This window comes from Streptomyces sp. 130 (assembly GCF_007096885.1).
GTDB lineage: Bacteria > Actinomycetota > Actinomycetes > Streptomycetales > Streptomycetaceae > Streptomyces.
Genome location: NZ_VJNO01000005.1, coordinates 1 through 26,125 on the forward strand (window position 1 = coordinate 1; position 26,125 = coordinate 26,125).

A 26,125-nucleotide genomic window follows, 5' to 3' on the forward strand; every position below is an offset into this window, starting at 1 on the left:
CCTTCGGTCTTGCGTTTCCGACTCTATCAGACTCTTTCGTGTCCGATTCCCGGTCGAAGCGGGTCAAGCAGTTTTCGCTTTCCAGTTCTTCGCTTTCGCGTTTCCCTTTCCGGCGAGTCCGACTCTATCAGATCCTTTCGGGCCTGATTCCCAGTCAGCGAGGCTTGTCTTCCCGGCTGTTGGGCCGTTCCGACGTCCAAAACTCTAGCGGACTTTCCCGGCGGCTCATAATCGGGCCTTCGAAATGAATTTCGGCATGCCGAAATTTCCCCGAACGGGAGGTCGTGCTGAGTTTGGTGTGCCGCGTCTGCGGCGGGATCGGCTGCCGCAAAACCGTTCAGGCTCCGTGGCAACCCGAAGAACCTTACGGATCGCCGAGGGGCCTGTCAACCCCCTCCTCGCCCAGTCGACAGGTGACTCAGTCCAGGTCGGTGAGCCTGCCGCCGGCGTCCGGTTGGGCGTGCTCCACCCTCCGCAGCAGCCGGGTCAGCATCGCGCCGAGCACCCCGCGCTCCTCGCCGTCGAGGTCCTGGAGCAGATCCGCCTCGAAGTCGGTGGCCATCCGCATCGCCTCCAGCCACTTCGTGCGTCCCTCGTCCGTCAGCTCCACGATGACGCGGACGCGGTTGTTCTCGTCGCGATCGCGGGTCACGAGGCCCTCGCCGGCCATGCGGTCGATGCGGTGCGTCATCGCGGCCGGGGTGAGACCGAGCCGTTTGGCCAGCTCGCCGGGGCCGAGGCGGTAGGGCTCCCCTCCCAGGACGAGGGTCTTCAGGACCTCCCACTCCGCGTTGCTGATGCCGAGCGCGGCGAGCTGTCTCCCGTACGCGACGTTCATCCGGCGGTTCAGCCGGCCGAGCGCGGAGACGACCTGTTCGACCTGGGGGTCCAGGTCGCGGTACTCGCGCTGGTAGGCGGCGATCTGCTCGTCGAGGCTCGGCTCATCGAGTCCGGGCTCGGTGGTGTCGGACATGGCGCGCAGTATGGCACGCCACCCATAGCCGTCGAAGTCCTTCGAGTCGTAGTGTTCAACGTCTAACTTTAGTGATAAAGTCTTCGGGTTCGAGTCGTTCGGTTGGTACGACTCAGAGTTCGAGAGCTTGAGGTAGGTGAGTGTGACCAGGGAAATGGGCGCAGCACTGCGGCGGATCCAGTTGGGGAGCGCGCTGAGTGCGTTCGGGCTCGGGTTCACCGTTCCGTACCTGTACGTCTATGTGGCGCAGGTACGGGATCTGGGCGCCGGTACGGCGGGGATCGTGCTGGCGGTCTTCGCCATGGCGGCGCTCGCGGTCCTGCCGTTCACGGGCCGCGCGATCGACCGTCGCGGGCCGCTGCCCGTGCTGATCGCCGCCTCCGGTGTCGCCTCCCTGGGCGCCATCGCGCTCGGCGTGTCCTCGCAGGTCACCACCGCCGTCCTGGCGGCGGCCGTGCTCGGCGCGGGAACCGCCGTCATGCAGCCCGCGCTCGCCACCATGCTCGTCCGGTGCACCGGCGCCGCCACTCGTACGCGGGCCTTCGCCATGCAGTTCTTCCTGCAGAACCTGGGCCTTGGGATCGGCGGTCTGGTCGGCGGGCAGATCGTCGACACGAGCAGCCCCGCGTCGTTCACGCTGCTGTTCCTGATCGAAGCCGTGATGTTCCTGGTGCTCGGCGTCATCGCGGCCACCGTGCGGATGCCGAGCGCCCCCGTGAACGCGCCGGAGACGGTGGCCGGGGCGCCGGCCCCGCGCGGCGGGCTCCGGGCTCTGGTCTCGCACCGCGCGATGGTGCAGCTGTGCGTCCTGGGCTTCGTGCTGTTCTTCGCCTGCTACGGGCAGTTCGAGTCCGGGCTCGCGGCGTACGGCACCGAGGCCGCCGGCATCGAGCCGTCCACGCTCGGCGTGGCGCTGGCCGCCAACACCGCCGTCATCGTCGTCGCGCAGTTCGTGGTGCTGCGTCTCGTGGAGCGCCGGCGGCGCACCCGGGTCATCGCGGCAGTCGGCCTGATCTGGGCCTTCGCCTGGATCGTGGCCGGTTACGCGGGCCTCGGGCACGGCAGCCAGACCATGGCGACGGCCGCGATGATCTCCACGTACGCCTTGTTCGGCCTCGGCGAGTCCATGCTGTCGCCGACCGTCGCGCCGCTGGTCGCGGACCTGGCGCCGGAGTCGATGGTGGGGCAGTACAACTCGGCGTTCGCGCTCTGCAAGCAGCTCGCGCTGGCCGTCGGCCCCGCCGTGGGCGGTCCGATGGGAGCGTCGCTGCACGGCCCGTACATCGTGACGTTCGTCCTGTTCTCGCTGGGCATCACCGCGCTCGCGCTGCGACTCGGCCGACGGCTCACCCCCGTACAGGACCAGCCCTCGCTCGCGCACGCGCCGTCGCGGGTGGTGGCCGTCTCCGTGCCGGAGAGCGCGCCGGCGCCCGTGGCCGCCGCGCGCTGAGCGCGGACGCTACTGCGGCAGGACGAATTCGCACCACACCGCCTTGCCGCCGCCCGGTGTCCGGCGGCTCCCCCACGACGTGGCGATGGAGGCCACGATCGAGATGCCCCGGCCCGCCTCGTCCGCCGGTTCGGCGCGGCGGCGGCGCGGCAGGTGCTCGTCGCCGTCGGTCACCTCGATGATCAGGCGGCGGTCGGTGCGGCGCAGGCCGAGGCGCATCGGCGGGGTGCCGTGCTGGAGGGAGTTGGCGACCAGCTCCCCGGCGGCGAGGACCCCGAGATCGCACAGCTCCACGGGGAATCGCCACGAGGCGAGCACGCCCGTCGCGAAGGCGCGGGCGCGGGGAGCCGCCTCGGTGCCGCCGAGCAGATCGAGTGAGGCGTTGTGGAACAGCTCGGCGGCGGCGCCCGTGCGCGCCGGATGCTGCACGACCAGGACCGCCACGTCGTCGTCGTGCTCGGCGGTGACGTTGAGGGAGCGGATCAGCCGGTCGCAGACGACCTGCGGCGCGCCCGTCGCGCCGGACAGCGCCCGCTCCAGCGCACCCACGCCCTCGTCGATGTCCTCGCTGCGGCGCTCGACCAGCCCGTCCGTGTAGAGGACGGCGGTCGAACCGGGCTGCAGCGGAATCGTGCCCGAGGTGTGGATCCAGCCACCGGTGCCCAGCGGCGGGCCGATCGGGTCCTCCGCGCGGCGGACCGTGCCGTCCTCGTCGCGCACCAGGATCGGCAGGTGGCCCGCGGAGGAGAAGACGAGGAGCCCTTCGTTGGGGTCGTGCACGGCGTAGGCGCAGGTGGCGATCTGGCTGGCGTCGATCTCCGCGGCGAGCCCGTCGAGCAGCTGAAGGACCTCGTGCGGCGGAAGATCCAGCCGGGCATAGGCCCGTACGGCGGTGCGGAGCTGGCCCATGACGGCGGCGGCGCGCACCCCGCGTCCCATCACGTCGCCGATGACCAGCGCGGTGCGGCCCGCGCCCAGGGTGATGACGTCGTACCAGTCGCCGCCGACCGCGGCGTCCGTGCCACCCGGCTGGTAGGTGGCGGCGATCCGCAGGTCGTCGGGCTGTTCCAGCTCCTGCGGGAGCAGCGAGCGCTGGAGCGTGACGGCGGTTTCGCGGTGGCGGCCCTCGCTGGCGCGCAGCCGCTCGGCGGCCTCGGCGTGGTCGGTGACGTCGGCCGCGTACACGAGGACTCCGCTGTCGCGGCCCTTCTCCTTGTCGGGGCGCACGGGCGTGCAGGTCACGGTGTACGAGCGGCCGTCGGCGGCCTTCCGGGATTTGACCGTGCGCGGGGTGCCGCTGCGCAGGACCTGGTCCATGAGGGGAAGCAGGCCGATCTCGGTCAGTTCGGGCATCACCTCGGCGGCCGGGGCGCCGCAGGGGCGGGGGCCGAAGGCCGCGGTGTACGCGTCGTTGACGTAGGCGACGTGGTGGTCGGCGCCGTGCACCAGGGCGACCAGGGCGGGCAGCCGGCCCAGGATGTCGCGGGCGGAGATGTCCCCCAGATCGGGCGCCGAGGGCAGGGGGACGCCGACCGGTCCGCCCTGCGGCGGCGCGGCGCCCGATTCGGCCCGGGCGTACTCGGCGCGGGCCGCCGGTACGGAGCTGTGGTCCTCCCGGGCGGCGCGACGCTGCGTACCGGGGAGGCGGGCGCTCCAACGCGTGAAGTTCACGGAATTTCTGGCCTCGTGTGTCGGTCTGGTCCGCTCGGGCGGGTGCTTCGTCTGCCAGGGCGTCGGGCGCGTTCGTCGCTCCTGGGCGGTCTTCGCTGGTCACTGTCGGTTGCTGCCGGCCGGGTCACTCTGTGCAGATGTGGGCCCACCCATGGTCACACGTCCAGTGTGTCGGACCCTACTGACAGTCGTCCCCGTCGGGCCGCGGCCGGCGTCCGGCGGCGAGTTCGAACTCGGCCCGGGGATGCTCAAGGGAGCCCAGGGAGACGATTTCGCGTTTGAAGAGGCCCGCGAGCGTCCATTCGGCCAGGACGCGTGCCTTCCGGTTGAAGGTGGGGACCCGGCCCAGGTGGTACATGCGGTGTATCAGCCAGGCCGGATACCCCTTCAGCCGGCGCCCGTAGATGTGTGCCACGCCCTTGTGGAGTCCGAGCGAGGCGACGGAGCCCGCGTAGCTGTGGCGGTATTCGGTGAGCGGCCCCCCGTCGAGCGCGGCGGCGACGTTGTCGGCGAGGACCTTCGCCTGGCGGACGGCGTGCTGGGCGTTGGGGGCGGTCGTGCGGCCGGTTTCGGCGGCGGTGAGGTCGGGAACGGCGGCGGCATCGCCCGCAGACCAGGCGTGCTCGGTGCCCTCGACGGTCAGCTTCGCGGTGCATACGAGCCTGCCGCGGTCGTCCAGGGGGAGGCCGGTGGCGGCCAGGAGAGGAGCCGGTTTGACGCCGGCCGTCCACACGAGGGTGCGGGTGGGGAAGCGGGATCCGTCGCTGAGGACGGCGATCCGGTCCTCGCAGGAGTCCAGCCTGGTGTCGAGACGTACGTCGATGTTGCGGCCCCGCAATTCCCGTACGGCGTACCGACCGAGGTCTTCCCCGACTTCGGGCAGGATCCGGCCGGTGGCCTCCACGAGGACCCACTTCAGGTCCTCGGCCTTGATGTTGTGGTAGTACCGCGAGGCGTAGCGGGCCATGTCCTCCAGCTCCGCGAGCGCCTCCACGCCCGCGTAGCCGCCGCCGACGAAGACGAAGGTCAGGGCTGCGTCACGGACAGCGGGGTCGCGGGTGGCGGACGCGATGTCCATCTGTTCGATCACGTGGTTGCGCAGCCCGATGGCTTCCTCGATCGTCTTGAAACCCACACCGTGGTCGGCGAGGCCGGGGACGGGAAGCGTGCGGGACACGGAGCCGGGGGCGAGGACGAGCTCGTCGTACTCGATCTCCAGCGCACCGGTGCCGTCCTCGCCGCTGGCGAGGGTGGTGACGGTGGCGGTGCGCTTGGTGTGGTCGATGGCCCGGGCCTCGCCGATGACGATCGTGCAGTGCGGCAGGACTCGGCGCAGCGGTACGACGACATGGCGCGGTGAGATCGAGCCGGCGGCGGCCTCGGGGAGGAACGGCTGGTACGTCATATAGGGCTCGGGAGCGACCACCACGATCTCGGTCTCGCCGCTTCTCAGTCTCTGCTTCAGCTTCCGCTGGAGACGCAGCGCTGTGTACATCCCGACGTAGCCTCCACCGACGACGAGGATGCGCGCACCCGGCGGGGGGCCGGGGGGTGTGCCCCCGGAAACTGAAGCCATCACCACCCCATGACGCAACGTGCACCGAAGTTTGTCCACAGCCCCGGCAAATTGTGTGACCGGAGGCCGTGCACGGTCCCTCTGGGCCTGGCGGGCCGTTGGCGCACAAGCTCCGCAGGTCAGGCATTGCGGTACGGGTCAGGGGCGGGGATCAAGTGGTGACCAACCGGTCCTTGCGCCGATCGGGGGGCGCTCCGGGCGGAACTGCCCCCTTCTGAATTGACCCGGGCTCAACTATGTTCGTATGTCGTCGGGGTGTCGGACGGTGACGATCTGTTCACCTCGACGGACACGGCGGGAGTCTCCGGGGGGAGACGTCATAACCGGGGGAACTGTTATGGACATTCAGGAATCGCATTGGTCGGCCACTGCTGTCGCGCCTGAAGAAGGCGGACACGCCGGGGCAGTCGGCACCCTCAACGGAACGGGCGGCACCACGACGACCGCGCCTCCGACGGCACTGAACGCGCTGAGCAACGGACTTGGCGCCCAGCCCGGCGGCGCGTCGGCGCACGCGCGGCCGGCCCCGCTGCGGGTGGACGCGCAGCGCAATCTCGAACACGTACTGCGCGCGGCGCGCGAGGTGTTCGGGGAGCTGGGGTACGGGGCCCCGATGGAGGACGTGGCCCGGCGGGCCAGGGTCGGCGTCGGCACGGTCTACCGGCGTTTTCCCAGCAAGGACGTGCTGGTGCGGCGGATAGCCGAGGAGGAGACCTCCCGGCTGACCGACCAGGCGCGTGCCGCGCTCGGGGAGGAGGACGAACCGTGGTCGGCGCTCTCGCGCTTCCTGCGCACCTCCGTGGCCTCGGGGGCGGGCCGGCTCCTGCCGCCGCAGATACTGCGGGTCGGTGTGGAGACCGAGGACGCGACCGTGGCCGGGGCGGATGGCGAGGCCACGGGGGACGAACCCCGGGTGCCCCAGCAGCGGCAGGAGGCGGGCACGGCCGCGCCCCGGGCGGCGTCCCAGCAGCGGCCCGGTCCGGACGCCGGCGGCGAGGACCTGGGCGCCGGTGCGGCCGAGCTGTTGGAGGTCGTGGGGCGGCTCGTCGACCGGGCAAGGACCTCGGGCGAGCTGCGCCATGATGTGACGGTGTCGGACGTCCTGCTGGTCATCGCGACGGCGGCCCCCTCACTGCCGGACGCGGCCCAGCAGGCGGCGGCCTCTTCCCGGCTGCTGGACATCCTGCTGGAGGGACTGCGCTCCCGGCCCGAGTGACGGGTACCGGGTGCGGGCGGGCTCGCGATGCTCCGCCTCTCGCCCACTGTCACGTCAACCCTGCCCCGGGGCCCCTCCCTCCAAGGAGTGCCCGCCAGGTGTTCTCTCTCGGAAGGACGCCCCGGATGAGTGGTTGGCGGGGCTGAGGGCTCTCCGTAAAGGCGCTCTGTGGCACGCTTGCCCGGTATTCGGGTCCGATGGCGCATACGGGGGCGTCCGCGATGAGTGGTGACGGGCAGAGGGAAGAGCCGTACGACGGTGTGCCCACCGTCGGCGGCCGTACGGCGCCGGCCGATTCGCCCGGTCCGTCGGTTCCGAGCCAGGGCGTCCCCGGCCACCAGGCCATCGACACCGGCGAGCCGGGCGGAACGGTCCTGCCGGGCCCCTGGCCGCCCGCACCGGTCGAGGACGGCGGCGCGCCAGGGGCTTTCGCGAGCCCCGGCACGGCACCCGCCGAGACGGCCCCCGCCGTACCGATGCAGCGGGCGCGGCGGGGCTCCGGCACGGCGGTGGCGGGGCCGTCGGACGCGCAGCTGGTCCAGCGCATGCGGGAGGGAGACGACCTCGCCTACGACGAGCTGTTCCGGCGCCACTCGCAGGCCGTGCGCCGCTATGCCCGCACCTGCTGCCGGGACGCGCACACCGCCGACGACCTGACCGCCGAGGTCTTCGCCCGGACCCTGCAGGCGGTACGGGGCGGCAAGGGCCCCGAGGAGGCGGTGCGCGCCTATCTGATGACGGCGGTCAGGCACGTGGCGGCCGCCTGGACGAAGACCGCGAAGCGCGAGCAGCTGGTGGACGACTTCGCCGCGTTCGCCCTCCAGGCCGCCCGGTCGTCCGAGGTGTCCGACGACGACACCCTCGACCTCGGCGCGGACGTGCTCGCGATGCATGAGGCCGAGCGGTCGATGGCCATGCAGGCGTTCCGCAGCCTTCCGGAGCGCTGGCAGGCGGTCCTGTGGCACACCACCGTCGAGGAGGAGTCGCCCAGCGACATCGCGCCCCTGTTCGGGCTGACCGCCAACGCGACTTCGGTGCTGGCCAGTCGGGCACGTGAAGGGCTCAAGCAGGCGTACCTGCAGGCCCATGTGAGCCAGGCGCTCACCTCCGGCGGCGACTGCGCACGCTACGCCGACCGTCTCGGCGCGTATGCCCGGGGCGGGTTGCGGATGCGGGCGGAGCGCGGGCTGCGCGGGCATCTGGACGAGTGCGCGAAGTGCCGTCTGGCGGCGGGCGAGCTGGCCCAGGTCAACGCCGGTATCCCCGCGCTGCTTCCGGTCGCGGTCATCGGCTGGTTCGCCGCCGGGTACGCCCTCAAGGCCGCCGGCATCGTGGCGGGAGGTGCGGCCGGTGCCGCCGGGGCGAGTGCCGCGGCGGCGGCGACCGGAGGGGGTACGTCCACGGGAGCGGCGGGTGGCGCGGCGGCCTCGGAGGGGCTCGGCGCACCGGCCAAGGCCGGCATCGCCGCGGCGGTGGCCGTCGCGGCGGCGGCCGGCCTCGTCTGGGCCCTGGTGGGCGATGACAGCCCCAGGCCCGAGGCGAAGCCGGTGCCCAAGCCCCCGGCCGTGGCGCCCGCGGTGCCCTCGCCCACACCGCCGAAGCCGACGCCGCCGACGCCTGCCACGCCGAAGCCGACGCCCCCGAAGCCCGCACCGTCGGCCCCCGCACCGTCGAGGCCCGCGCCGCCGGCCCCCACACCCCCGAAGCCCACGCCCCCGCCCGCACCGACGCCGACTCCTCCGCCTGGTCCCGCGCCGACGCCCACGCCTTCACCGAAGCCGACGCCGAGTCACACGCCTCCGGCCCCGACTCCACCGCCTCCCGCGCCGGAGCCGGACGTCTACCAGGTCAGCGAGTTGCGCTACACCCTCTTCGGCGACCACACCGCCCCCGAGGTGGTGCTCGGGGAGAGCGGCTGGGTCTGGCAGCGCTCCGGCTTGTCGGTCGGCGGCACGCGATACGCCCACGGGGTGACCGTCAACAACCGGTCATCGGTGGTCATCCAGCTGAACCGCCAGTGCACCCGGTACGAGGCCATGGCCGGGGTGGACGACCTCACCCTGGGCCTCGGCGCCGCGCGGTTCTCGGTGTTCGGCGGGGACGGGAGGCGGCTGTGGCGGTCCCCCGTGGTCCGGGGCAACGAACCGGCCGTGCCGGTCGGGGTGAACGTGGCGGGCCAGCAGCGAATCCGGCTGGTGGTCGAGCCGGAGCGGCCGTTCGGCGGGGTCGCCCTCGCGGACTGGGCCGAGTCCCGCATCAGCTGTCACTGAGGAGGGGGGCCGGCAAGGCCTCTCGGCACGCCGCGCTGCGCATGTCACGGCAGGCCCGCTGTCACGGCAAGTCCGCAGTCACAGCAGGCCCGCTGTCATGGCAAATCCGCTGTCACAGCAGGCCCGCTGTCACGACAGGTCCGCGACGATCTCCCGCAGCAGGGCGATGACGTCGTCCAGGTTCAGCCCGTGGCCCGCCGCGCGCTCCTCCTCGTAGCGGGCGGGGCCCAGTGCCTCGCGGCACAGGCGCTCGGCCGCATCGGTCTCGGCCTGCTCCCCCTGGGCCCGCGGGCTCGACGTCCGCCGCCAGTCGTCGGCGGCGGCGGACACGCGGACGGCCACCGCGTGGTGGCCGAGCCTCGCCAGGACCGACACCGCGCCGTCCGCCAGATGCCCTGTGACGATCTCGGCGCACTGGGCCTCCTTGGCCGCGACGAGCGCCCCGGTCAGCCCGCGCGCCCCGGCGACGAGACCACCGTCGGGCCCCGGCTCGTGCACCGCGATCCGGGCCGACAGGCCGGCCATCGCCACGGTGAAATGCGACGGCGGGCCACCGCGCCCGGCCTCCTCCAGGGCGACCGTGAGCAGTCGGCGGGCGTCCGCGATGGCGCCCCGGTAGTACGCCATCGTGGCGCGCAGGTAGTGGACGTAGGCGGTGGCGTCGTGGGCCTGGTGGCGTTCGGCCTCGGCCTCCGAGCTGTCCAGCCGCTGGTGGGCGTCCGCCAGGTCGCCGGTGCGGTAGGAGAGTTCGGCGAGCCGGGCCAGGAGGAACGGGGCCTCGGCGTGGGCGCCGACCTCGCGGGCGAGCAGCAGCGCCTCCTCGTACGCGGTGCGCGCCTCGGCGTAGCGTCCGCGCATCATGCCCGCCTCGGCCGCCGCGCTCGCCGCCTGGGCGCGCATCCAGCGGTCGCCGATGCGGCGGCTCAGGGTGCGCAGCTCCTCCAGGTCGTCGTCGATCCCGGGCATGCCGCCCGGCATGTCGACCATCATGTGCGCGCGGAACATCAGGATGACGCCGTACTCCCACAGGCCGCCGAACTCACGGGCGTTGTCGACCGCCGCGTCGATCTTCTCCCTGATGTCCTCCGGCGCGCCGGTGAGATACGCGGTCATCGGCCAGAGCAGCCCCGGGAACCGGACGCTGTGGGTGAGCGAGGTGGCGAACGCGTCGGCCACCCGGACCACGAGCGCGTGGAGTGCGGTGTCGTCGTGGGCCATCGCGGACTGACCGCTCTCCGCCGCGAAGAAGAACCACAGCATGTGCAGGTTCATCCGAGGCCAGTAACGGGGGTCGGACTCGTCGGTGGGCTCGGGGCCGAGCGCACGGGCCTTCCGGGTCCAGGACAGGCCCTCGGAACGGTAGTTGCGCAGCCACCAGAACCAGCCCATGCCCAGTACCAGGCGGGCTGCCTCCGCTTCGGAGGAGGCGGCGGGCGAGGTGGTGCGCTGGAGGGCGGCCCGGATGTTGTCGAGGTCGGTCTCCAGACGCTGGATCCACGGCAGCTGGTCGCCGGAACGCAGGAGCGGATCGGCCTCCTCGACCAGGGCGAGGAAGTAAGCCGTGTGCGCGCTCTCGGCGGCAGCGCGCACCTCCGGAGTCTCGGCACACCTCTCGGTGGCGTACTCGTGGATCGTCTCCAGCAGGCGGTAGCGCATCGCGCCGTCCGCGCCCGGGGCGGCGACCACCAGGGACTTGTCGACCAGCGCGCCGAGCAGGTCGGCGGTGTCGGCGGCCGGCCCGCCGGGACCTGCCGGTGTCCTGATGACCGCTTCGGCGGCGGCCAGGTCCCAGCTGCCCGCGAAGACCGAGACCTGGCGCAGAGCGGTGCGCTCGGCCTCGTCCAGCAGGTCCCAGGACCAGTCGACAACCGCTCGCAACGTCTGCTGGCGAGGCAGTACGGTCCGGCTACCGCCCGTCAGCAGACGGAACCTGTCGTCGAGCCGGTCCGCGATCTGACGCGGCCCCAGGAGACGCAGCCGGGCAGCGGCCAGTTCGATCGCGAGCGGCAGCCCGTCCAGCCGACGGCAGATCTCCGCAACGGCGTCCGCGTCGTGCGGCCCCTGACCGGGGTCGAATCCGGGGCGCACGGCCCTGGCGCGCTCCGTGAACAGGCGGTGCGCGGGGTCGGCGGGCAGGGGGCCGACCGGCCGTACGGCCTCGCCGGGGACCGCGAGCGGTTCGCGGCTCGTGGCGAGGACGCGCAGATGCGGGCAGCGGGTCAGCAAGGTCTCGGCCAGTGCGGCGGCGGCGCCGATGACGTGCTCGCAGTTGTCGAGAACGAGGAGAACGGGCGCGGCGCGGGCGCCATGGCCCAGGCGGTCGACCAGCAGGTCGACCGGGTCCGTGCGTGGGGGCGCGCCATCGAGGGTGGGGTCCCGCAGCAGGGCGGTCTCGCGCAGCCCGAGCGCGGAGAGCACCGCGCCGGGGACGGCCTCGGGGTCGTCGACCGGGGCGAGTTCGGCGATCCAGATATCCGGCGGAGGACCGCCGGGGGCGGGGGCCAGCTGTGCGGCGGACTCCTCGGCGAGGCGGGTCTTCCCCGAGCCGCCGGGGCCGGTGAGGGTGACCAGTCTCGACCGGGACAGGTCGTCGCGGATGGCGCACAGTTCGGGCTCGCGCCCCACGAAGGAGGTCAGTCGGGGGCGCAGGTTGCTCCGACCGGGTTTCACGTGAAACAACCCGGCTTCGGCGGGCGGGGGCGCCGGGGCGAGGAGTTCGCGGTGGAGGGCCGCCAGTTCGGGCCCGGGATCGGTGCCGAGCCCGTCGGCCAGGGCCTGCCGCGCGTCCTCGTACGCGGCGAGCGCGTCGGCCTGCCGGCCGTCGGCGCGCAGGGCCCGTATCAGCTGGGCCCGGAAGCGCTCGTCGTACGGGTGGGCGGCGGTCAGCTCGGTCAGCTCGGCGACCAGGGCGGCGGGCGGGACATCGGCCTCGCCGGGCTCGGCGACGAGGGGCTCGGCAAGGGCGGGCGTCCCGCCTCCGCCCGCAGCACTGACCCCGGCGTGCCCCGTACGCGGCGCCGCGTGCCCGGAGTCGAAACCCGTGCCCCTGCCGCTCCCGGCACCGCCCGTCGCACGGCGCAGGTCCGCCTCGATGCGGCGTTCCAGGGCGGCGAGGCGCTGGGCCTCGGGGCGGAGCGCATGGCTCTGGCCCCCGGCGGGCAGGTCGGCCAGGGCCGGGCCGCGCCAGAGGGCGAGGGCGGTACGCAGGGTCCGGGCTGCCTGGTCCGGCGCGCCCGCCTCCAGTTCGGCGCCGCCCTGCCGGGTCAGCCGCTCGAACACATGAAGGTCGACGTCGTCCGGGCCGGCCGTCAGGCGGTAACCGCCCGGAGTGCTGGCCAGCGCCTCCCGGCCCAGGACCCTGCGCAGGCGCCCGACGAGGGCCTGGAGCGCGGCGGGCGCGTCGGCGGGGGGATCGTCCGCCCAGACGTCGTCCACCAGATCGGCCACGGGCACCGGGCGTCCCGGCCGCAGGGCGAGGGCGGCGAGAAGGGCACGCAGCCTGCTGCCGCCGAGGGGCAGCGCGCCACCGTTCTCGTCTCGCGCCTCGGTGGCGCCCAGGATCAGATACCGCACGGCACCATTGTGTCCCGCCGGCACCGCCGCTGAGCAGCGGTCGGACGGACCGGGACGCCTGAGGACGAACCCACCCCCGCCCAACCGCGCCCCCGCACACCCAGGGCGAACCCACCCCCAGCACCACCACACCCCCGCACATCCGAGGACCAACCGACCCCGGCCCAACCACACCCCCGCACACCCAAGGACCAACCCACCCCCCAGCACACGCCCCTCTCACCCGGCACGACCGCGCCGCCCCTCGCCCCGGCGCGCCCGCACCGCCCCTCACCCCTGGAGCGAGCGCCGGGCCTGGACCACACCTCCCGCCACCGCGCGCTGGCGGGGGGCCGCCGTGCCGGTCCAGCAGGTGCCGCGCCGGGAGATGAGGCGGCGCAGCCACAGTTCCGTGGAGGCGAGCTCGGCGAGGCCGTCCAGGGGCAGCGGTTCCCCCTCGGAGGCCGCGCGCAGGGCCTTGCGGACGACGCGGGCCTCCACCAGGCCGGCGTCGGCGAGCAGCGGGGCGTCGAAGAGCGCGATCAGCTCGGGCAGGGCGGCGCGCAGCCCGGTCCGGGTCACCGCCGTCGAGGTGTGCTGCGAGGGGGCGCCCCAGCCCGGGGGCAGTTCGTGGATGCCCGCGCCGGCCAGGACGCGGCGCAGGATCGCCGCACGGGCGCCCGGCTGGACCCGCAGCGACTCGGGCAGCGCGCGGGCCGCGCGTACGACCTGGTTGTCCAGGAAGGGGGCGTGCAGGCGCTGGCTGCGGATCTCCGCTGCCTGCTCCAGGATGCGGTGGTCGGCGGCGCTGCGGGCGAGGGCGGCCCTCGCCCGGGCCTCGCCGGGGCGCTGGACCGAGGAGGGGCGGATCGCCGCCTCCTGAAGGCGAACCGATACTTCTGCCAGCGCCTCTCCGGTCAGCCACCGGGCGGCCGGCCCCGGTCTCGACCAGGCGAGTGCGGCGAGCGAGGCGTCGGCCGGCGTATCGAGGCCGGGCGCGAAGCGGTTGGCGTCGGGCAGCCGGCCGGCGGCCGTCTCCAGACCGGCGCGGTAGGACGTGCGGGCCAGCTTGCGGGCCGCCCGGTACACGGTCAGCGGCACGAACAGCGAATGCGCGGAGGGACCTTCGGCCTTGGCGAGGGCGGCGACCGGGCGCAGCAGGTGGCGGCGGCGGCGGTCCATCAGCAGGTCGGCGAGGCGGGCCGGGTGTGCGTCGAGCACCTGCCGGGCACCGGCGCCCACGAAGTGATCGGCGCTGCCCGCGGAGAGCCGGCGCCGGTGGCGTTCGGCGAGGACGAGGGAAGGGGCCGGCTCATCGGTGAGCGGGCCGGCCCCCAGCTCGGCATAGGGCAGGGCCTCTTCGCCGGCCGCGACGACGACGTGGTGCAGCCGGGGGTTGGCCGCGATGGCGCGGGCCCGTTCGAGTTCGGGTTCGTGGGCGCGGGTCGTCAGGTCGTTGAAGGTGACGGCGAGCAGCCGCTCCCCCGCCCCGGTGCCGTGGCCCAGGATCGTGCCGGGCAGCCCGGGGAGACCGGCGGCGAGCAGGGCGAGGGTCGCCGAGGCGCTGCCCCCGGAGAGGTCGGCGCCGATGCCGGGCACGGGGGCGCCCCGGGCGGCGCGGCGTTCGGCCGGGCCCATGCCGGGGACCGGTCCGGGGTCGGGCGGCAGGGTCTCCGGCGCGTGGCGCGGAGCCAGGAGCCTGGCGCGTACCGCTTCGACCAGGGCGTCGCGCACCCCGTCGACGGCGCTGACCGGGTCGAGCTCGGGCGCGGCCACGGCGAGGGAGGCCACCGCCTCGTAACCGGTGATCTCCCGCGAGCCCTCGCGGAGGATCAGGGCGTGTCCGGGCGGGATGCGCTTCACGCCCGCGTAGGGGGTGCCGTCCCGCAGCGCCTCCGGGGTCTCGGGGCAGGCCAGCAGGGCGGCCAGGTGGCCGATGTCGAGCTGGGCCTCGATGAGGTCGGCGAGCGGGAGCGCGGCGGTGGCGTACGCCGTGCCCCCGGCCCACGGCGTGTAGAAGACCGGGCGGGCTCCGGCGAGGTCGCCTACGACGGTGATCCTGCGGCCGATCTGGACGACGACCGTGTAGCTGCCGGTCCACGCGGTGAGGTGGCGCAGGGCGCCGCCCCGGGCGGCGAGCAGTCCGACGCGCAGCTGTTCGTCGGTGGCCCCGCAGCAGCCGAGGACGGCGAGCCGGACCATGGGGGCGCCCTCGGCGGTGTCCACCCGGACGGTGCGGATCTCGTCGGGCCGCCAGTCGCCGACCGCCCAGAGCGGATCGGGGTCGCCCCACAGGAGCTGGGAGCCCACGGGGTGCATCGTGCGCCCGTCGTCGCCGCCGCCGACCGCCCCGGCCGTGCCGAAGCTCGCGGCGATACTGCTCCAACCCACCAACCAACGCATCGCCGCCTCCACAGGCTGTGGACAAAAACGGCGCGGCAGGCAAGCACCCGGAGAACTCCGGTGACGATCGGCGCCGTTGCGGACATGCTGCCACGACAACGGCGCGCAGGAGTGGCTACGGACGGCGCACGTCGCGAGCGCATGCGCCCCTGGCAATGGCCACGGGACGGACACCGGAACGCGCGTTCCGCGCAAGGCTCGCGCGCGTCGCCCGGGAAGGCAACAGAACTGTGGATTCCGGGCGTTGCCCTCCCAGTCCGACGCCGCACGAACGGTCCGCTTCCGGCCACGCCCCGCACCCGGCCCGACGGCGGCGGGGCGGGCCGCCCCCTCCCCCGGCCCGCCACCATCCGACCGTCGACATCCGGCCAATCTCGGCGCGGAAGGGAACCGTTGATCTCACCCTTCGCTGACCGATTGGCCCCTGTTCACCCGAATTCGGCCATCACTCCACCGGTCAGCGCATCCGCTCGGCCACACCCGCGCCACACCGCGGACCCGCCCCCGGGAACACGCGGTCCGGGGGGCGGGCCTCGCCCCCCGGACCGGTCCACCGCCTGCGGGGAATGAGGCGGCGATATCCCCCAGCCCCCTGCTGCGAACGCAGCGGGCCGATCCACGCAGCACCCATGCAAGCGCCGCCTCCCGGGCCGGGCCAGAGCGCACGTGCGGGCGCACGGCCACACACCGGGGTGCACGCACCCGGCCCTCGGAGGACCCCGGCCGGACCGGCCGGAGGCGCCCCGTACGGCAGTGGGCACGTACGCCCCGCGCGCCGGTCCGCGCTGGTCGGCGGGCGGACGGGGCGGCGATACGGAGCCGGTCCGACGCCGCGGCGAAACGGAATCGCCCGCACGCGCAGCCCGGCCCGCACCCCACGCCGGCGATCTCCACCCGTCCTCCCCCGCACCCCCGCCATTCCCCCGCTCTTCCTTTTCCCTTCCTCCGCCGCGTGTTCGCCTCCGCCGCCCCGTACGCCCCTCACGTCACCTTCCGCCCCGCGGCACTCCGCGCGTGGCCGGGACGGACAACAATCCCGCCATACGGACGTCCGGCCCTTAACGGTAGGGATGCGACGAACTACGCTGGGTGCACTGATGTTCTCTGCAGGGCGGCATATTCCCCGGGGCACGGCCAAATGCGTGTGCGGGCGGAGTGACAGGGTTCGTCCCTGGGGAGAACACGGTACGAATGCCGCGCGCCGAGACGGTGACGCGGCTGCCGTCTGTGTGTCGAGGGGTGGCCATGTCCAGGGAGCAACGAGGACCGAACGAGAAGCTCGGCACCGTTCTCGCCCTCGCGGGAATCAGCAACGCCGGGCTCGCCCGGCGGGTCAACGACCTGGGGGCGCAGCGCGGACTGACCCTCCGCTACGACAAGACGTCGGTCGCCCGCTGGGTCTCCAAGGGCATGGTGCCCCAGGGCGCCGCGCCCCATCTCATCGCCGCGGCGATCGGCGCCAAGCTGGGCCGGCCCGTCCCGCTGCACGAAATCGGTCTCGCCGACGCCGATCCGGCGCCGGAGGTGGGCCTGGCGTTCCCGCGTGACGTGGACGCGGCCGTCCGGTCGGCGACGGAGCTGTACCGGCTGGATCTGGCCGGGCGGCGCGCGGGCAGCGGCGGGATCTGGCAGTCGCTCGCGGGCTCATTCTCGGTGAGCGCGTACGCCACTCCCGCGTCCCGCTGGCTGATATCCCCCGCCGACCCGTCGGTCGCGCGGACGTCGGCCACGGCCGGGGAACAGCAGCCCGGCGCACACGGCGCACCGGGGGCGCACGGCCCCGCAGGGGCACCCGCGCGGCCGGGCACCCCGGCATCACCCGCCCAGGCGACCGGCACGGCCACCGGCCACAGCCTGCTGATCCCGGCACAGCCCGGCCCCGAATCCGGAGCCGACGCCTCCTCGCTGCGCGTCGGCCACAGCGACGTCTCCAAACTGCGCGAGGCCGCCCAGGACGCGCGCCGCTGGGACTCCAAATACGGCGGCGGCGACTGGCGCTCCTCGATGGTCCCGGAGTGTTTACGGGTGGACGCGGCCCCGCTCCTGCTCGGCTCGTACAGCGACGAGGTCGGCCGGGCGCTGTTCGGCGCGGCGGCCGAGCTGACCCGGCTCGCCGGCTGGATGGCCTTCGACACCGGCCAGCAGGAGGCGGCCCAGCGGTACTACATCCAGGCGCTGCGCCTCACGCGGGCGGCGGCCGACGTGCCGCTCGGCGGCTATGTCCTGGCGTCGATGTCGCTGCAGGCGACCTACCGGGGCTTCGCCGACGAGGGCGTCGACCTCGCCCAGGCCGCCGTCGAGCGCAACCGGGGCCTCGCGACCGCGCGCACGATGAGCTTCTTCCGCCTGGTCGAGGCCCGCGCGCACGCGAAGGCGAACGACGCGCCGGCCGCGGGGGCCGCGCTCAAGGCGTCCGAGAGCTGGCTCGAACGTTCCCGGGAGGGTGACGCCGACCCGGCGTGGCTGGGCTTCTACTCGTACGACAGGTTCGCGGCCGACGCCGCCGAGTGCCATCTCGACCTGAAGGCGCCCCGCCAGGTCCGGCGCTTCACCGAACAGGCGCTGTCCCGGCCCACCGAGGAGTTCGTCCGCTCGCACGGGCTGCGGCTCGTCGTGTCGGCGGTCGCCGAGCTGGAGTCGGGCAATTTGGACGCCGCCTGTGCGGCGGGCACCCGGGCCGTGGAGGTGGCGGGCCGCATCTCGTCGGCGCGGACCACGGAGTACGTACGCGACCTGCTGCACCGCCTGGAGCCGTACGGGGACGAGCCGCGCGTCGTGGAGCTGCGCGAGCGCGCCCGCCCTCTGCTGGTCGCCCCGGCGTAGAAGTACCGACATCGGCGTAGAAGTCCCGCTTCCCGGGAAGCGCCACGCTGGCCGCAGGGGTTTGAGTGCGTTGTCAGTGGGTCAGTGCACTATCGGGGTGGGAGGTGGCGTGATGATGACGCACGCGGCGTACGACTGCGATGTGCTGGTGATCGGCGGCGGGATCGTCGGCCTGTCGGCCGCGTACGCGCTCACGCGCACCGCGCCGGGCGCCCGCGTGACCGTGCTGGAGAAGGAGAGGGGCCCGGCGCGCCACCAGACGGGGCGCAACAGCGGAGTGATCCACAGCGGGATCTACTACCCGCCGGGCTCGCTCAAGGCGCGGTACGCGCTGCGCGGCGGCGCCGAGCTGACCGACTTCTGCCGGGAGCACTCCATCGCCCACGCGGTGACCGGCAAGCTGATCGTCGCCACGGACCGCGCCGAGCTGCCCCGGCTGCACGCCCTGGTCCAGCGCGGGCGCCGGCACGGGCTGCCGGTGCGCGAGCTGGGCCCCGCGCAGATCGCCGAGTACGAGCCGAGGGTGCGGGGCCTGGCCGCGATCCGGGTCGGCACCACGGGCGTGTGCGACTTCCGGGCGGTCGCCGGGCGCCTCGCCGACGAGGTACGCGGAGCCGGCGGCGTGATCCGCTTCGGCGCCGAGGTCACGGCGATCGACCGCCGCCCCTGGGGCGTGGCCGTGCGAGCGGCCGACGGTCTCGTGGTCCGGGCCAGGGTGCTGGTCAACTGCGCGGGGCTGCACTGCGACCGGATCGCCCGGCTGGCCGGAGACGACCCGGGGATGCGGATCGTGCCGTTCCGGGGGGAGTACTACGAGCTGGCGCGGCCCGAGCTGGTGCGCGGGCTCGTCTATCCGGTGCCCGACCCGGCGTTCCCGTTCCTCGGCGTCCACCTGACCCGGGGCTTCGACGGCTCCGTCCACATCGGCCCCAACGCGGTGCCCGCCGCCGCGCGCGAGGGCTACGGCTGGCCCGTCGTCCGGACCCGCGAGCTGATGGACACGCTCAGCTGGCCGGGCTCCTGGCGCATCGCCCGCAGGCACTGGCGGTACGGGGCCGGCGAGGTGCACCGCTCCCTCTCGAAGCGCGCGTTCACGGAGGCGGTCCGCCGCCTCCTGCCCGAGGTCACGGAGGACGACCTGCGTCCCGCGCCGGCCGGGGTCCGCGCCCAGGCCGTGCTCCGCGACGGCACCCTGGTGGACGACTTCCTGATCCGCGAGGCCCCGCACACGGTGCACGTGCTGAACGCCCCGTCGCCCGCCGCCACCGCCTCGCTGCCCATCGGCCGCGAGGTGGCCCGCCGCGCCCTGCTCCGGGCCTCGGCGGCCGGCTGGAAGCCGCCGGAGCGCGCGGCGGCGGGATGACGTGCGCCGGGGCGCCCCGGCCCCGCCCGTCGCCGAGCGACCCGTCGGCGCCCGGCCCCGTAGAATCAGGGCATTGTGTCTGAGCCCAAGAACCCCTCCCGCCCGACGCCCGACAGTGCCGCGCCCACCACCGCCGGAATCCCGGACGACGTGCGGGCCGCGTCCCTGGAGCGTGCGCGCCGGATGCGCCAGCAGCCCCGCTTCCCCGGCGGCCCCGCGGCCGATCCGGCGGGCTCGCACCACGAGCGCCGCATCCGCAGCTTCCAGCCGCGCCGCAGCCGGGTCACGCCCGGCCAGCAGAACGCCCTGGAGCGGCTCTGGCCCAAGTGGGGCCTGGACATCGACGGGCTGAGCGTCCTCGACCTGCCCGCCCTGTTCGACGGGCTTCCGGTGGTGCTGGAGATCGGCTTCGGTATGGGCGAGGCCACCGCGCGGATGGCGGCCGACGACCCGGGCACCGGCATCCTCGCCGTCGACGTGCACACCCCCGGCCAGGGCAACCTGCTCGGCCTCGCCGACCGGAACGGTTCGACCAACGTCCGGGTCGCCAACGGGGACGCGATCATCCTGCTGCGCGAGATGCTGGAGCCGGACTCACTGGACGGGCTGCGGGTCTACTTCCCCGACCCGTGGCCCAAGTCCCGCCACCACAAGCGGCGCCTGATCCAGCCGGAGTTCCTGGACCTGGTGGCGGGCCCGCTGAAGTCGGGGGCGATCGTGCACTGCGCGACCGACTGGGAGCCGTACGCCGAGCAGATGCTCGACGTGCTGACCGCGCACCCCCTCTTCCGGAACACGGTGGCCGACGGCGGTTACGCCCCGCGCCCCGCGTTCCGTCCCCAGACCCGGTTCGAGGGCCAGGGACTGGGGAAGGGCCACGTGGTGCACGACCTGCTCTTCGCGCGCGTCTGAGCCGTACGGCCACCATGGCCGTTGTCGGAACCGCTCGTTAGGGTCGAGGGGTGTCCGACGGGTCTGTTCAGCGACAACGGCAGAATCAGCCGGCCGTCCCGGTGCTCCAGGAGCAGCGGGTCGGCGAGATCCTGGCCGCCGTGCCGGCGCGGGGCCAGTGGCGTTACCGGCCGCGCCGCCTCGGCCCGCTCTGGCAGAACCGGACGTTCCGAGTGGTGGCCGTCTTCACGCTGCTGGCGCTCTGCGGGGTGGTGATCCTCGCCCTGGTCCGCGACCAGACCGGCACCGAGGGCTTCCTCGTGGGTCTGGGGCTGGCCGTCCTGCCGGTCCCGGTGCTGATGACCGCCTTCCGCTGGCTGGACCGGGTCGAGCCGGCCCCGTGGCGGAATCTGCTGTTCGCCTTCGCGTGGGGCGCGTGCGCGGCGGCCCTCGTCGCCATCCTCGCCAACTCGTTCGCGACCCGGTGGATAGCCGACAGCGATCCGGGGAACGCGGACACCCTCGGCGCCACGGTCATCGCACCGGTGGTCGAGGAGAGCGCCAAGGCGGCGGCCGTCCTGCTGCTCTTCCTCTTCCGCAGGCGGGAGTTCACCGGGATCGTGGACGGTGTCGTCGCCGCCGGTTTCACGGCCACGGGGTTCGCCTTCACCGAGAACATCCTCTACCTGGGCAACGCCTTCGGCGAGGACCAGCGTCTGGACTCCGGTTTCGCGTCGGTGACCGTGGTGACGTTCCTGGTCCGTGCCGTGATGACCCCCTTCGCCCACCCGCTCTTCACCGTCCTGACGGGCATCGGTCTCGGGATCGCCGCGAGCAGCGCACCCGGCCGCCGGGTGCGGCTCATCGCCGTCCCGCTGCTCGGCCTGGTCCTCGCGATGGGCATGCACGCCCTGTGGAACGGCTCGGCGACCTTCGGCCGGTACGGTTTCTACATCGTGTACGGGGCGTTCATGGTCCCGGTCTTCTCCCTGGTGACCTGGCAGGTGGTCCGGGCCCGCCGCAAGGAGCTGCGCTCCCTGGCCGTCGAGCTCCCCGCGTACGCCGAAGCCGGCTGGCTCACCCCCGACGAGCCCCGCGCCCTCGCCTCCATGCGGGCCCGCGCCCTCGCCAGGAACGCGGCCCGCAGGCGGTACGCGGCGAGCGTCTCCGGCCATCCGCACCACCCCGCCTACGCGACGGTCCGCGCCAAGGAGGCGAAGGAGCGCGGCAGGGCGGCGGCTCGTGCGGTCGCGGAGTACGAGGCGTTCGCGACGTCCCTCGCCTCCCTGCGCCGGCAGGCCGGCCGGGGCAGGGCGGACCCGGACTTCGCCGCGCGCGAGCTGGAGCTGCTGCACCACCTGTGGCAGCGCCGTGAGATCGCCGCCCCCGCCCTCGCGTACGCGGCCCGCGCCACCCACCGCCGACCCCCCGGCTACACGGCGGCCTGGCCACCCCGCCAGCCGTACGCGGGCGGGCCCACGCCGTACGCGTACGGCAACCCGGCGCCGTACAACGGCAGCCCGACCTCGTACGGCAGCACGGCCCCGTACGGCAGCCCGGCGCCCTACCCTCCACAGCCCTACGGCCAACAGCCCCGCACCCCACCGCCGTACACCGGCGGACCGCCGGTCTGATCCGTGGGGGCGGGGCCGGACGCGCGTCCTACGCCGAGGCGTCCGTCAGCGTCGACAGCTCCCCGTCCGTCAACCGGAGATCGGCCACCGCCAGCAGAGCGGGCAGCTGGTCGACCGTCCGGGCGGAGGCGATCGGCGCGGCGACCGTGGGGCGGGAGGCGAGCCAGGCCAGGGCCACCGTCGCGATCTCGGCGCCCCGGTCCCGCGCCACCGTGTCGAGCGCGGCGAGCACCCGCTGCCCGCGCTCCGACTCCAGGTGACCCGCCGCGCTCCCGGCGCGGGCGCTGTCCACGGTCGTCCCCGGACGGTACTTACCGGTGAGGAAGCCGGCGGCCAGCGCGAAGTAGGGGACGGCCGCGAGCCCGGCGTCGGCGGCGGTGTCCTGCAGCTCGCCCTCGTAGGTGTCCCGCGAGACGAGGTTGTAGTGCGGCTGGAGCGCCACATAGCGGGCCAGGCCCTCGCGTTCGGAGAACTCCAGCGAGGCGCGCAGCCGGGCGGGGCTGATGTTGGAGGCGGCGATCTCGCGGACCTTGCCCTCCTTGACCAGCTCGTCGAGCGCGCTGATGATCTCCTCGACCGGGACGGTCTCGTCGTCGTAGTGCGTGTAGTACAGGTCGATGTGGTCCGTGCCGAGCCGGCGCAGCGACTCCTCGGCGGCCGACTTGATCGTGGACGCCGAGAGGCCCTTGTAGCCGGGGAGGGCACCGACCTTGGTGGCCACCACGACCTCGGACCGATTGCCGCGCGCGGCGAGCCACTTGCCGATGACCGTCTCCGACTCGCCGCCCTCGTTTCCGGGAACCCAGTGCGAGTAGGCGTCGGCGGTGTCCACGAAGTTGCCGCCGGCCGCCGTGTACGCGTCGAGGACGGCGAAGGACTGGTCCTCGTCCGCGGTCCAGCCGAAGACGTTTCCACCGAGGCAGAGCGGGAAGACCTGGAGGCCGGACGGGCCGAGAGCGCGCAATGAAGTCATAGGCGGAACAACAGCTTCCGAACAGCCGGTATTCCGTGGCGCGTCCGTGCGGCCGAAGGCGGTCACGCGGACCGGCAGCCCTGACGTCGGGGGGTGTGCGTCAGGGCTGCCGGGGTTCGGACGGCCGCGTACGGGGAAGGGCCGGGCGTCGAGAAAGGGACCTCAGACGGTCAGACCGCGGGCGCGCAGCCAGGCCATCGGGTCGATGCCGGTGCCGTCCGGGGTGTGGACCTCCAGGTGGAGGTGGGGGCCGGTCACGTTTCCGGTCGCGCCGACGCGGCCGATGGTGTCGCCGGTGGTGACCTTCTGGCCGACCGTGACGCCGATCGAGGACTGGTGGCAGAACCACAGCTCGGTGCCGTCCTCCAGCTCCAGCACCGTGCGGTAGCCGTAGGCGCCGGACCAGCCGGCCGACTTGATGGTGCCGGTGTGGATGGCCTTGATCGGGGTGCCGGTCGGGGCCGCGAAGTCGAGGCCCGTGTGGTAGCCGGAGGACCACATCGAGCCGGCCTCGCCGAACGTCGAGGTGATCGTGTACGAGGAGGTGGGGATGGCGTAACTGGCGGCGAGCTTGGCCAGGCGCAGGGCCTCGGCCTTCTTCTTCGCCTCCTCCTCCGCCTTCTTCTTCTCGGCGGCGGCCTTGGCCTCGGCCTCGTCCTGCTGCTTCTTCGCCTCGGCGGCGGCCTTCTCGGCAGCGGCCTTCTCCTCGGCCGCCTTCGCCTCGGCGTCCGCGGCGCCCTGCTGCTGCTCGGCCTGCTGGAGGATACGGGCGCGAAGCGCCTCGCCGGCGTCCGTGGTGCCCTGCTCGGCCTCGGCGGTGGTGATGCCGGCGGTGGTCAGCGGAGCGGACGCGGTGGCGGTCGCGGGGGTTTCGGCCTCGTCCCCGCCGGAGAACAACGCACCTACGCCGGGAAGGGACTTGGCGTCGGGGAGATTGTCCGCGATGGAATCGGGAAGAGAGATGGAGACCGGAGGCTTGCTCTGTGCGGTGGCCATGCCGCCCGCGCCGACGGCCGCGATGACACCGACGCCGAGGACGGTGGAGCTACGGGCCAGACCATTGCGCTGCTTGGCGACACGGTGCTTGCCGCGGACGGGGCGGACGGACTCCTCGGTGGGGTTCCATTCCTCCCAGGTCCGCTCGGAGTCGGCGTCGTCGGCGCGGAAGCCGCTGCCGAAACCGGCGTCGGTGCCGAAGCCGTTGCCCCGATCGGTCATGTAGTCGCTTCCCTGTTCCGGGATGTACGCGGTGCCGGGGCCGGACGCGAAGTCGCCGGCGTACTCGGGCACGAACCGGGAAGGTGATTCAGGGGCAGGCTTGTTGGACGCCACGCGGGCGCACTCCTTTCCTTCCTTCTCGCCTACCGGGTTAGCTGACGGGTTCGGAGCAGGAAGGTCTCCTACGGGTCCTCCGCCTCTCGTGAAGACGAAGATGCCCGATTCACCCCATGTAGGTGGTTCCCCGGTTCCCTTGCGGAATTCGGCGCACGCGCGCGGCGCCGTCCCTGACGACGGCTGGGACAACCGCGCTGCGTTATCGAACGTTAATAGACAGACGGCTCCGATTCCAAGCTGTTCCCGCTGATCGTTCACGCACTCGGCCTGGACTTACAGGGCACAACCGGGTTGAAACGGGCGACTTGCTCGACGCTCGGCCACTACGCGTTTTCTGACGTTGCGTCAAATGTTATGCGGAGCGAGGCCCCTCGGTCACCGAGCGTGGCGCCCCCTTGACGATCTTCACCGTCCTGCGCCGGTCCGGCTGCCCCCTCCCCGGCCGGGCCACCGCGAGCAGCGCCATGTCGTCCGTCGACACGCCTCCGGTATGCCGACGCACATCGTCGGTCAGCGCGGACAACAGCTCCTCCGGGCCGGGGAAGAGGCGCCCGCGCAACCGCTCCGCCGGGTCGTAGAAGACACCGTCGGCGTCACGCGCCTCCGTGAGGCCGTCCGTGTAGAACAGCAACGTCCCGCCGGCCGGCAGCTCCCACTCGTCCGAACGGTCCGGCCGCGCCTCCAGGTCCATGCCCAGCGGAAGCGCGGGCTCCGAGGGCGTCAGCGCCTCCACCGCCCCGTCCCCGTGCAGCAGCAGCGGGTCCGGATGGCCGCGGTTCACCACCCGTACGCCCTGCGCACCGGGCGGGATCTCCGCGAGCACCGCCGTAACGAAGCCCTCGAACGCGTCCAGATTGCCCCGCCGCACCGACTCTCGCGCCAGCGCGCGCTCCAGGCGCTGTGCCACGCCCTCCAGCGACTTCTCCTGCTCCGCCGCCTCCCGGAACGCCCCGATCACCACCGCCACCGCTCCGACCGCGTCCAGCCCCTTCCCGCGGACGTCCCCCAGCACCAGCCGTACGCCGTACGGGGTCTCGGCCGCCGCGTAGAGGTCGCCCCCGACGAACTCGTCCGCCTGCGCCGCCTCGTACCGCGCGGCCACCTGGAGTCCGCCGATCCGCTCGGGCGGCGCGGGCAGCACGGCCCGCATGGCCGTCTCGGCGATGATCCGGGCGGACGCCAGCTGGTCGTTGCCGCGCCGCACGACCTGGTTGATCACCGCGGCCTGGCAGGAGACCGTGAACACCGTCAGCATCTCGATGAACGGGACCGCGCCCGGCAGGTCCCCGGTGGAGAGCCGCATCGCGGCGATCGCGACGACCCCGGCGAGCCCGATCCGGAGTGTGGCACCGAGCCCGAAGAACGGGGCGGCGATCAGCGGGGCAGCCGCGAACATCGGAACGGCCGTGAACGCCGGCGGGGTGAAGTAGTCGAAGAGCGCCCCTCCGACGATCATGGCGGCGGGCAGCACCCGGACGAACCGGCGGCTCCCCATGCCGCCGCGCCCTCGCCACCGTCGCGCCCACTTCCCCACCTGCGGTCTCCTGCCCGGTGCGGCCGCGGCCACTACCGCGCACCTCCCCCAGCCTCGCGCCCGCCCGGCCCCCGGGCGAATCCTCGGCCTCCGATGGGGCGACACACGGGCGCCGACAACGCGTCAGGCCCGGCACGCTGCTTGCGTGCCGGGCCTGATCCTTCAGTAGCGGGGACAGGATTTGAACCTGCGACCTCTGGGTTATGAGCCCAGCGAGCTACCGAGCTGCTCCACCCCGCGTCGGTGAAGCCAACTCTACGGCATGTCCGGCGCCCTCACGACCACCCACCCCACGCACCGGCCGTCCGGACCGCGTTCTCCCCTTCGCCAGAACGTCAACGTGCCGAAATCGAGAAGGTATTGCGGGGAACATGTGTTCTGTCGCAAGGTATCTGCTGCACCCCCCGGCTCGGTGGGCTGCCCGTGTGAGCAGGCCCCCGACCGCGCATGCCGGCGCGCAG

At 73.5% G+C, this 26,125-nt stretch carries 15 protein-coding genes, 1 tRNA gene and 1 riboswitch; of the genes, 7 read left to right on the top strand and 9 right to left on the bottom strand.

The genetic code is table 11. From position 1 onward, the window contains the following. Window positions 1-418: 418 nt before the first annotated feature. Entirely contained in the window at window positions 419-973 is a 555-nt protein-coding gene (locus FKN01_RS06145; protein WP_018101704.1) for a MarR family winged helix-turn-helix transcriptional regulator, read from the bottom strand. A 154-nt stretch (window positions 974-1,127) separates the two neighbouring features. Here FKN01_RS06145 and FKN01_RS06150 point away from each other — a divergent pair, with 154 nt between their 5' ends. Further along, window positions 1,128-2,423, top strand: coding sequence for an MFS transporter (locus tag FKN01_RS06150; protein WP_143617582.1), 1,296 nt, complete (start codon window positions 1,128-1,130; stop codon window positions 2,421-2,423). A gap of 9 nt (window positions 2,424-2,432) precedes the next feature. Here the strand turns inward: FKN01_RS06150 and FKN01_RS06155 are convergent, their stop codons facing one another. Then, window positions 2,433-4,094: a SpoIIE family protein phosphatase gene (locus tag FKN01_RS06155; protein ID WP_143617245.1), complete on the bottom strand. Its 1,662-nt coding sequence runs from the start codon at window positions 4,092-4,094 to the stop codon at window positions 2,433-2,435. A gap of 178 nt (window positions 4,095-4,272) precedes the next feature. Then, on the bottom strand, window positions 4,273-5,589 hold the full coding sequence (locus tag FKN01_RS06160) for an NAD(P)/FAD-dependent oxidoreductase (RefSeq protein WP_260696799.1): 1,317 nt from the start codon (window positions 5,587-5,589) through the stop codon (window positions 4,273-4,275). A gap of 418 nt (window positions 5,590-6,007) precedes the next feature. Here FKN01_RS06160 and FKN01_RS06165 point away from each other — a divergent pair, with 418 nt between their 5' ends. Next, window positions 6,008-6,886 (top strand): TetR/AcrR family transcriptional regulator, encoded by an 879-nt coding sequence (locus FKN01_RS06165; RefSeq protein ID WP_398931234.1) that lies wholly within the window; start codon window positions 6,008-6,010, stop codon window positions 6,884-6,886. 221 nt (window positions 6,887-7,107) lie between these two features. Beyond that, complete coding sequence (locus FKN01_RS06170; protein ID WP_143617249.1) at window positions 7,108-9,156, top strand: sigma-70 family RNA polymerase sigma factor; 2,049 nt, start codon at window positions 7,108-7,110, stop codon at window positions 9,154-9,156. Between the two features lie 129 nt (window positions 9,157-9,285). Here FKN01_RS06170 and FKN01_RS06175 read toward each other — a convergent pair whose 3' ends face one another. Further along, window positions 9,286-12,729 (bottom strand): BTAD domain-containing putative transcriptional regulator, encoded by a 3,444-nt coding sequence (locus tag FKN01_RS06175; protein ID WP_143617251.1) that lies wholly within the window; start codon window positions 12,727-12,729, stop codon window positions 9,286-9,288. A 270-nt stretch (window positions 12,730-12,999) separates the two neighbouring features. Beyond that, the gene (locus FKN01_RS06180; RefSeq protein WP_143617253.1) at window positions 13,000-15,111 is read right to left on the bottom strand and encodes an asparagine synthase-related protein; all 2,112 of its coding nucleotides are present in this window, start codon (window positions 15,109-15,111) and stop codon (window positions 13,000-13,002) included. Between the two features lie 1,245 nt (window positions 15,112-16,356). On the opposite strand from FKN01_RS06180, the gene FKN01_RS06185 reads away from it, so the two are divergent. The 4 genes from FKN01_RS06185 to FKN01_RS06200 all read left to right on the top strand — a co-directional run bounded on the left by FKN01_RS06185 (window position 16,357) and on the right by FKN01_RS06200 (window position 21,822). Further along, on the top strand, window positions 16,357-17,934 hold the full coding sequence (locus FKN01_RS06185) for a sporulation protein (protein WP_143617256.1): 1,578 nt from the start codon (window positions 16,357-16,359) through the stop codon (window positions 17,932-17,934). 112 nt (window positions 17,935-18,046) lie between these two features. Next, on the top strand, window positions 18,047-19,297 hold the full coding sequence (gene lhgO / locus FKN01_RS06190; protein ID WP_143617259.1) for an L-2-hydroxyglutarate oxidase: 1,251 nt from the start codon (window positions 18,047-18,049) through the stop codon (window positions 19,295-19,297). A gap of 75 nt (window positions 19,298-19,372) precedes the next feature. Beyond that, window positions 19,373-20,209 (top strand): tRNA (guanosine(46)-N7)-methyltransferase TrmB, encoded by an 837-nt coding sequence (gene trmB / locus FKN01_RS06195; RefSeq protein WP_143617261.1) that lies wholly within the window; start codon window positions 19,373-19,375, stop codon window positions 20,207-20,209. 50 nt (window positions 20,210-20,259) lie between these two features. Further along, window positions 20,260-21,822, top strand: a complete 1,563-nt coding sequence (locus FKN01_RS06200; protein WP_185992769.1) for a PrsW family glutamic-type intramembrane protease — start codon at window positions 20,260-20,262, stop codon at window positions 21,820-21,822. Between the two features lie 28 nt (window positions 21,823-21,850). Here FKN01_RS06200 and FKN01_RS06205 read toward each other — a convergent pair whose 3' ends face one another. The 4 genes from FKN01_RS06205 to FKN01_RS06220 form a co-directional block, all read right to left on the bottom strand. Continuing rightward, a complete protein-coding gene (locus FKN01_RS06205; RefSeq protein ID WP_143617263.1) occupies window positions 21,851-22,795 on the bottom strand; it encodes an aldo/keto reductase in 945 nt (314 codons plus the stop codon). 162 nt (window positions 22,796-22,957) lie between these two features. Then, window positions 22,958-24,127, bottom strand: coding sequence for a M23 family metallopeptidase (locus FKN01_RS06210; protein WP_143617270.1), 1,170 nt, complete (start codon window positions 24,125-24,127; stop codon window positions 22,958-22,960). Window positions 24,128-24,138: 11 nt separating this feature from the next. Then, window positions 24,139-24,291: riboswitch (cyclic di-AMP (ydaO/yuaA leader) on the bottom strand. Between the two features lie 191 nt (window positions 24,292-24,482). Then, window positions 24,483-25,625, bottom strand: a complete 1,143-nt coding sequence (locus FKN01_RS06215; RefSeq protein WP_143617272.1) for a PP2C family protein-serine/threonine phosphatase — start codon at window positions 25,623-25,625, stop codon at window positions 24,483-24,485. Window positions 25,626-25,830: 205 nt separating this feature from the next. Further along, a tRNA-Met gene (locus tag FKN01_RS06220) sits at window positions 25,831-25,904 on the bottom strand. Window positions 25,905-26,125: the final 221 nt, after the last annotated feature.

Bases quoted from the DNA above. Each gene is read 5' to 3' on its own strand.
- FKN01_RS06145 (WP_018101704.1), bottom strand. From the start codon at position 973: ATGTCCGACACCACCGAGCCCGGACTCGATGAGCCGAGCCTCGACGAG.
- FKN01_RS06150 (WP_143617582.1), top strand. From the start codon at position 1,128: ATGGGCGCAGCACTGCGGCGGATCCAGTTGGGGAGCGCGCTGAGTGCG.
- FKN01_RS06160 (WP_260696799.1), bottom strand. From the start codon at position 5,589: ATGTACACAGCGCTGCGTCTCCAGCGGAAGCTGAAGCAGAGACTGAGA.
- FKN01_RS06165 (WP_398931234.1), top strand. From the start codon at position 6,008: ATGGACATTCAGGAATCGCATTGGTCGGCCACTGCTGTCGCGCCTGAA.
- FKN01_RS06170 (WP_143617249.1), top strand. From the start codon at position 7,108: ATGAGTGGTGACGGGCAGAGGGAAGAGCCGTACGACGGTGTGCCCACC.
- FKN01_RS06180 (WP_143617253.1), bottom strand. From the start codon at position 15,111: ATGCGTTGGTTGGTGGGTTGGAGCAGTATCGCCGCGAGCTTCGGCACG.
- FKN01_RS06185 (WP_143617256.1), top strand. From the start codon at position 16,357: ATGTCCAGGGAGCAACGAGGACCGAACGAGAAGCTCGGCACCGTTCTC.
- lhgO (WP_143617259.1), top strand. From the start codon at position 18,047: ATGATGACGCACGCGGCGTACGACTGCGATGTGCTGGTGATCGGCGGC.
- FKN01_RS06205 (WP_143617263.1), bottom strand. From the start codon at position 22,795: ATGACTTCATTGCGCGCTCTCGGCCCGTCCGGCCTCCAGGTCTTCCCG.
- FKN01_RS06215 (WP_143617272.1), bottom strand. From the start codon at position 25,625: ATGGGGAGCCGCCGGTTCGTCCGGGTGCTGCCCGCCGCCATGATCGTC.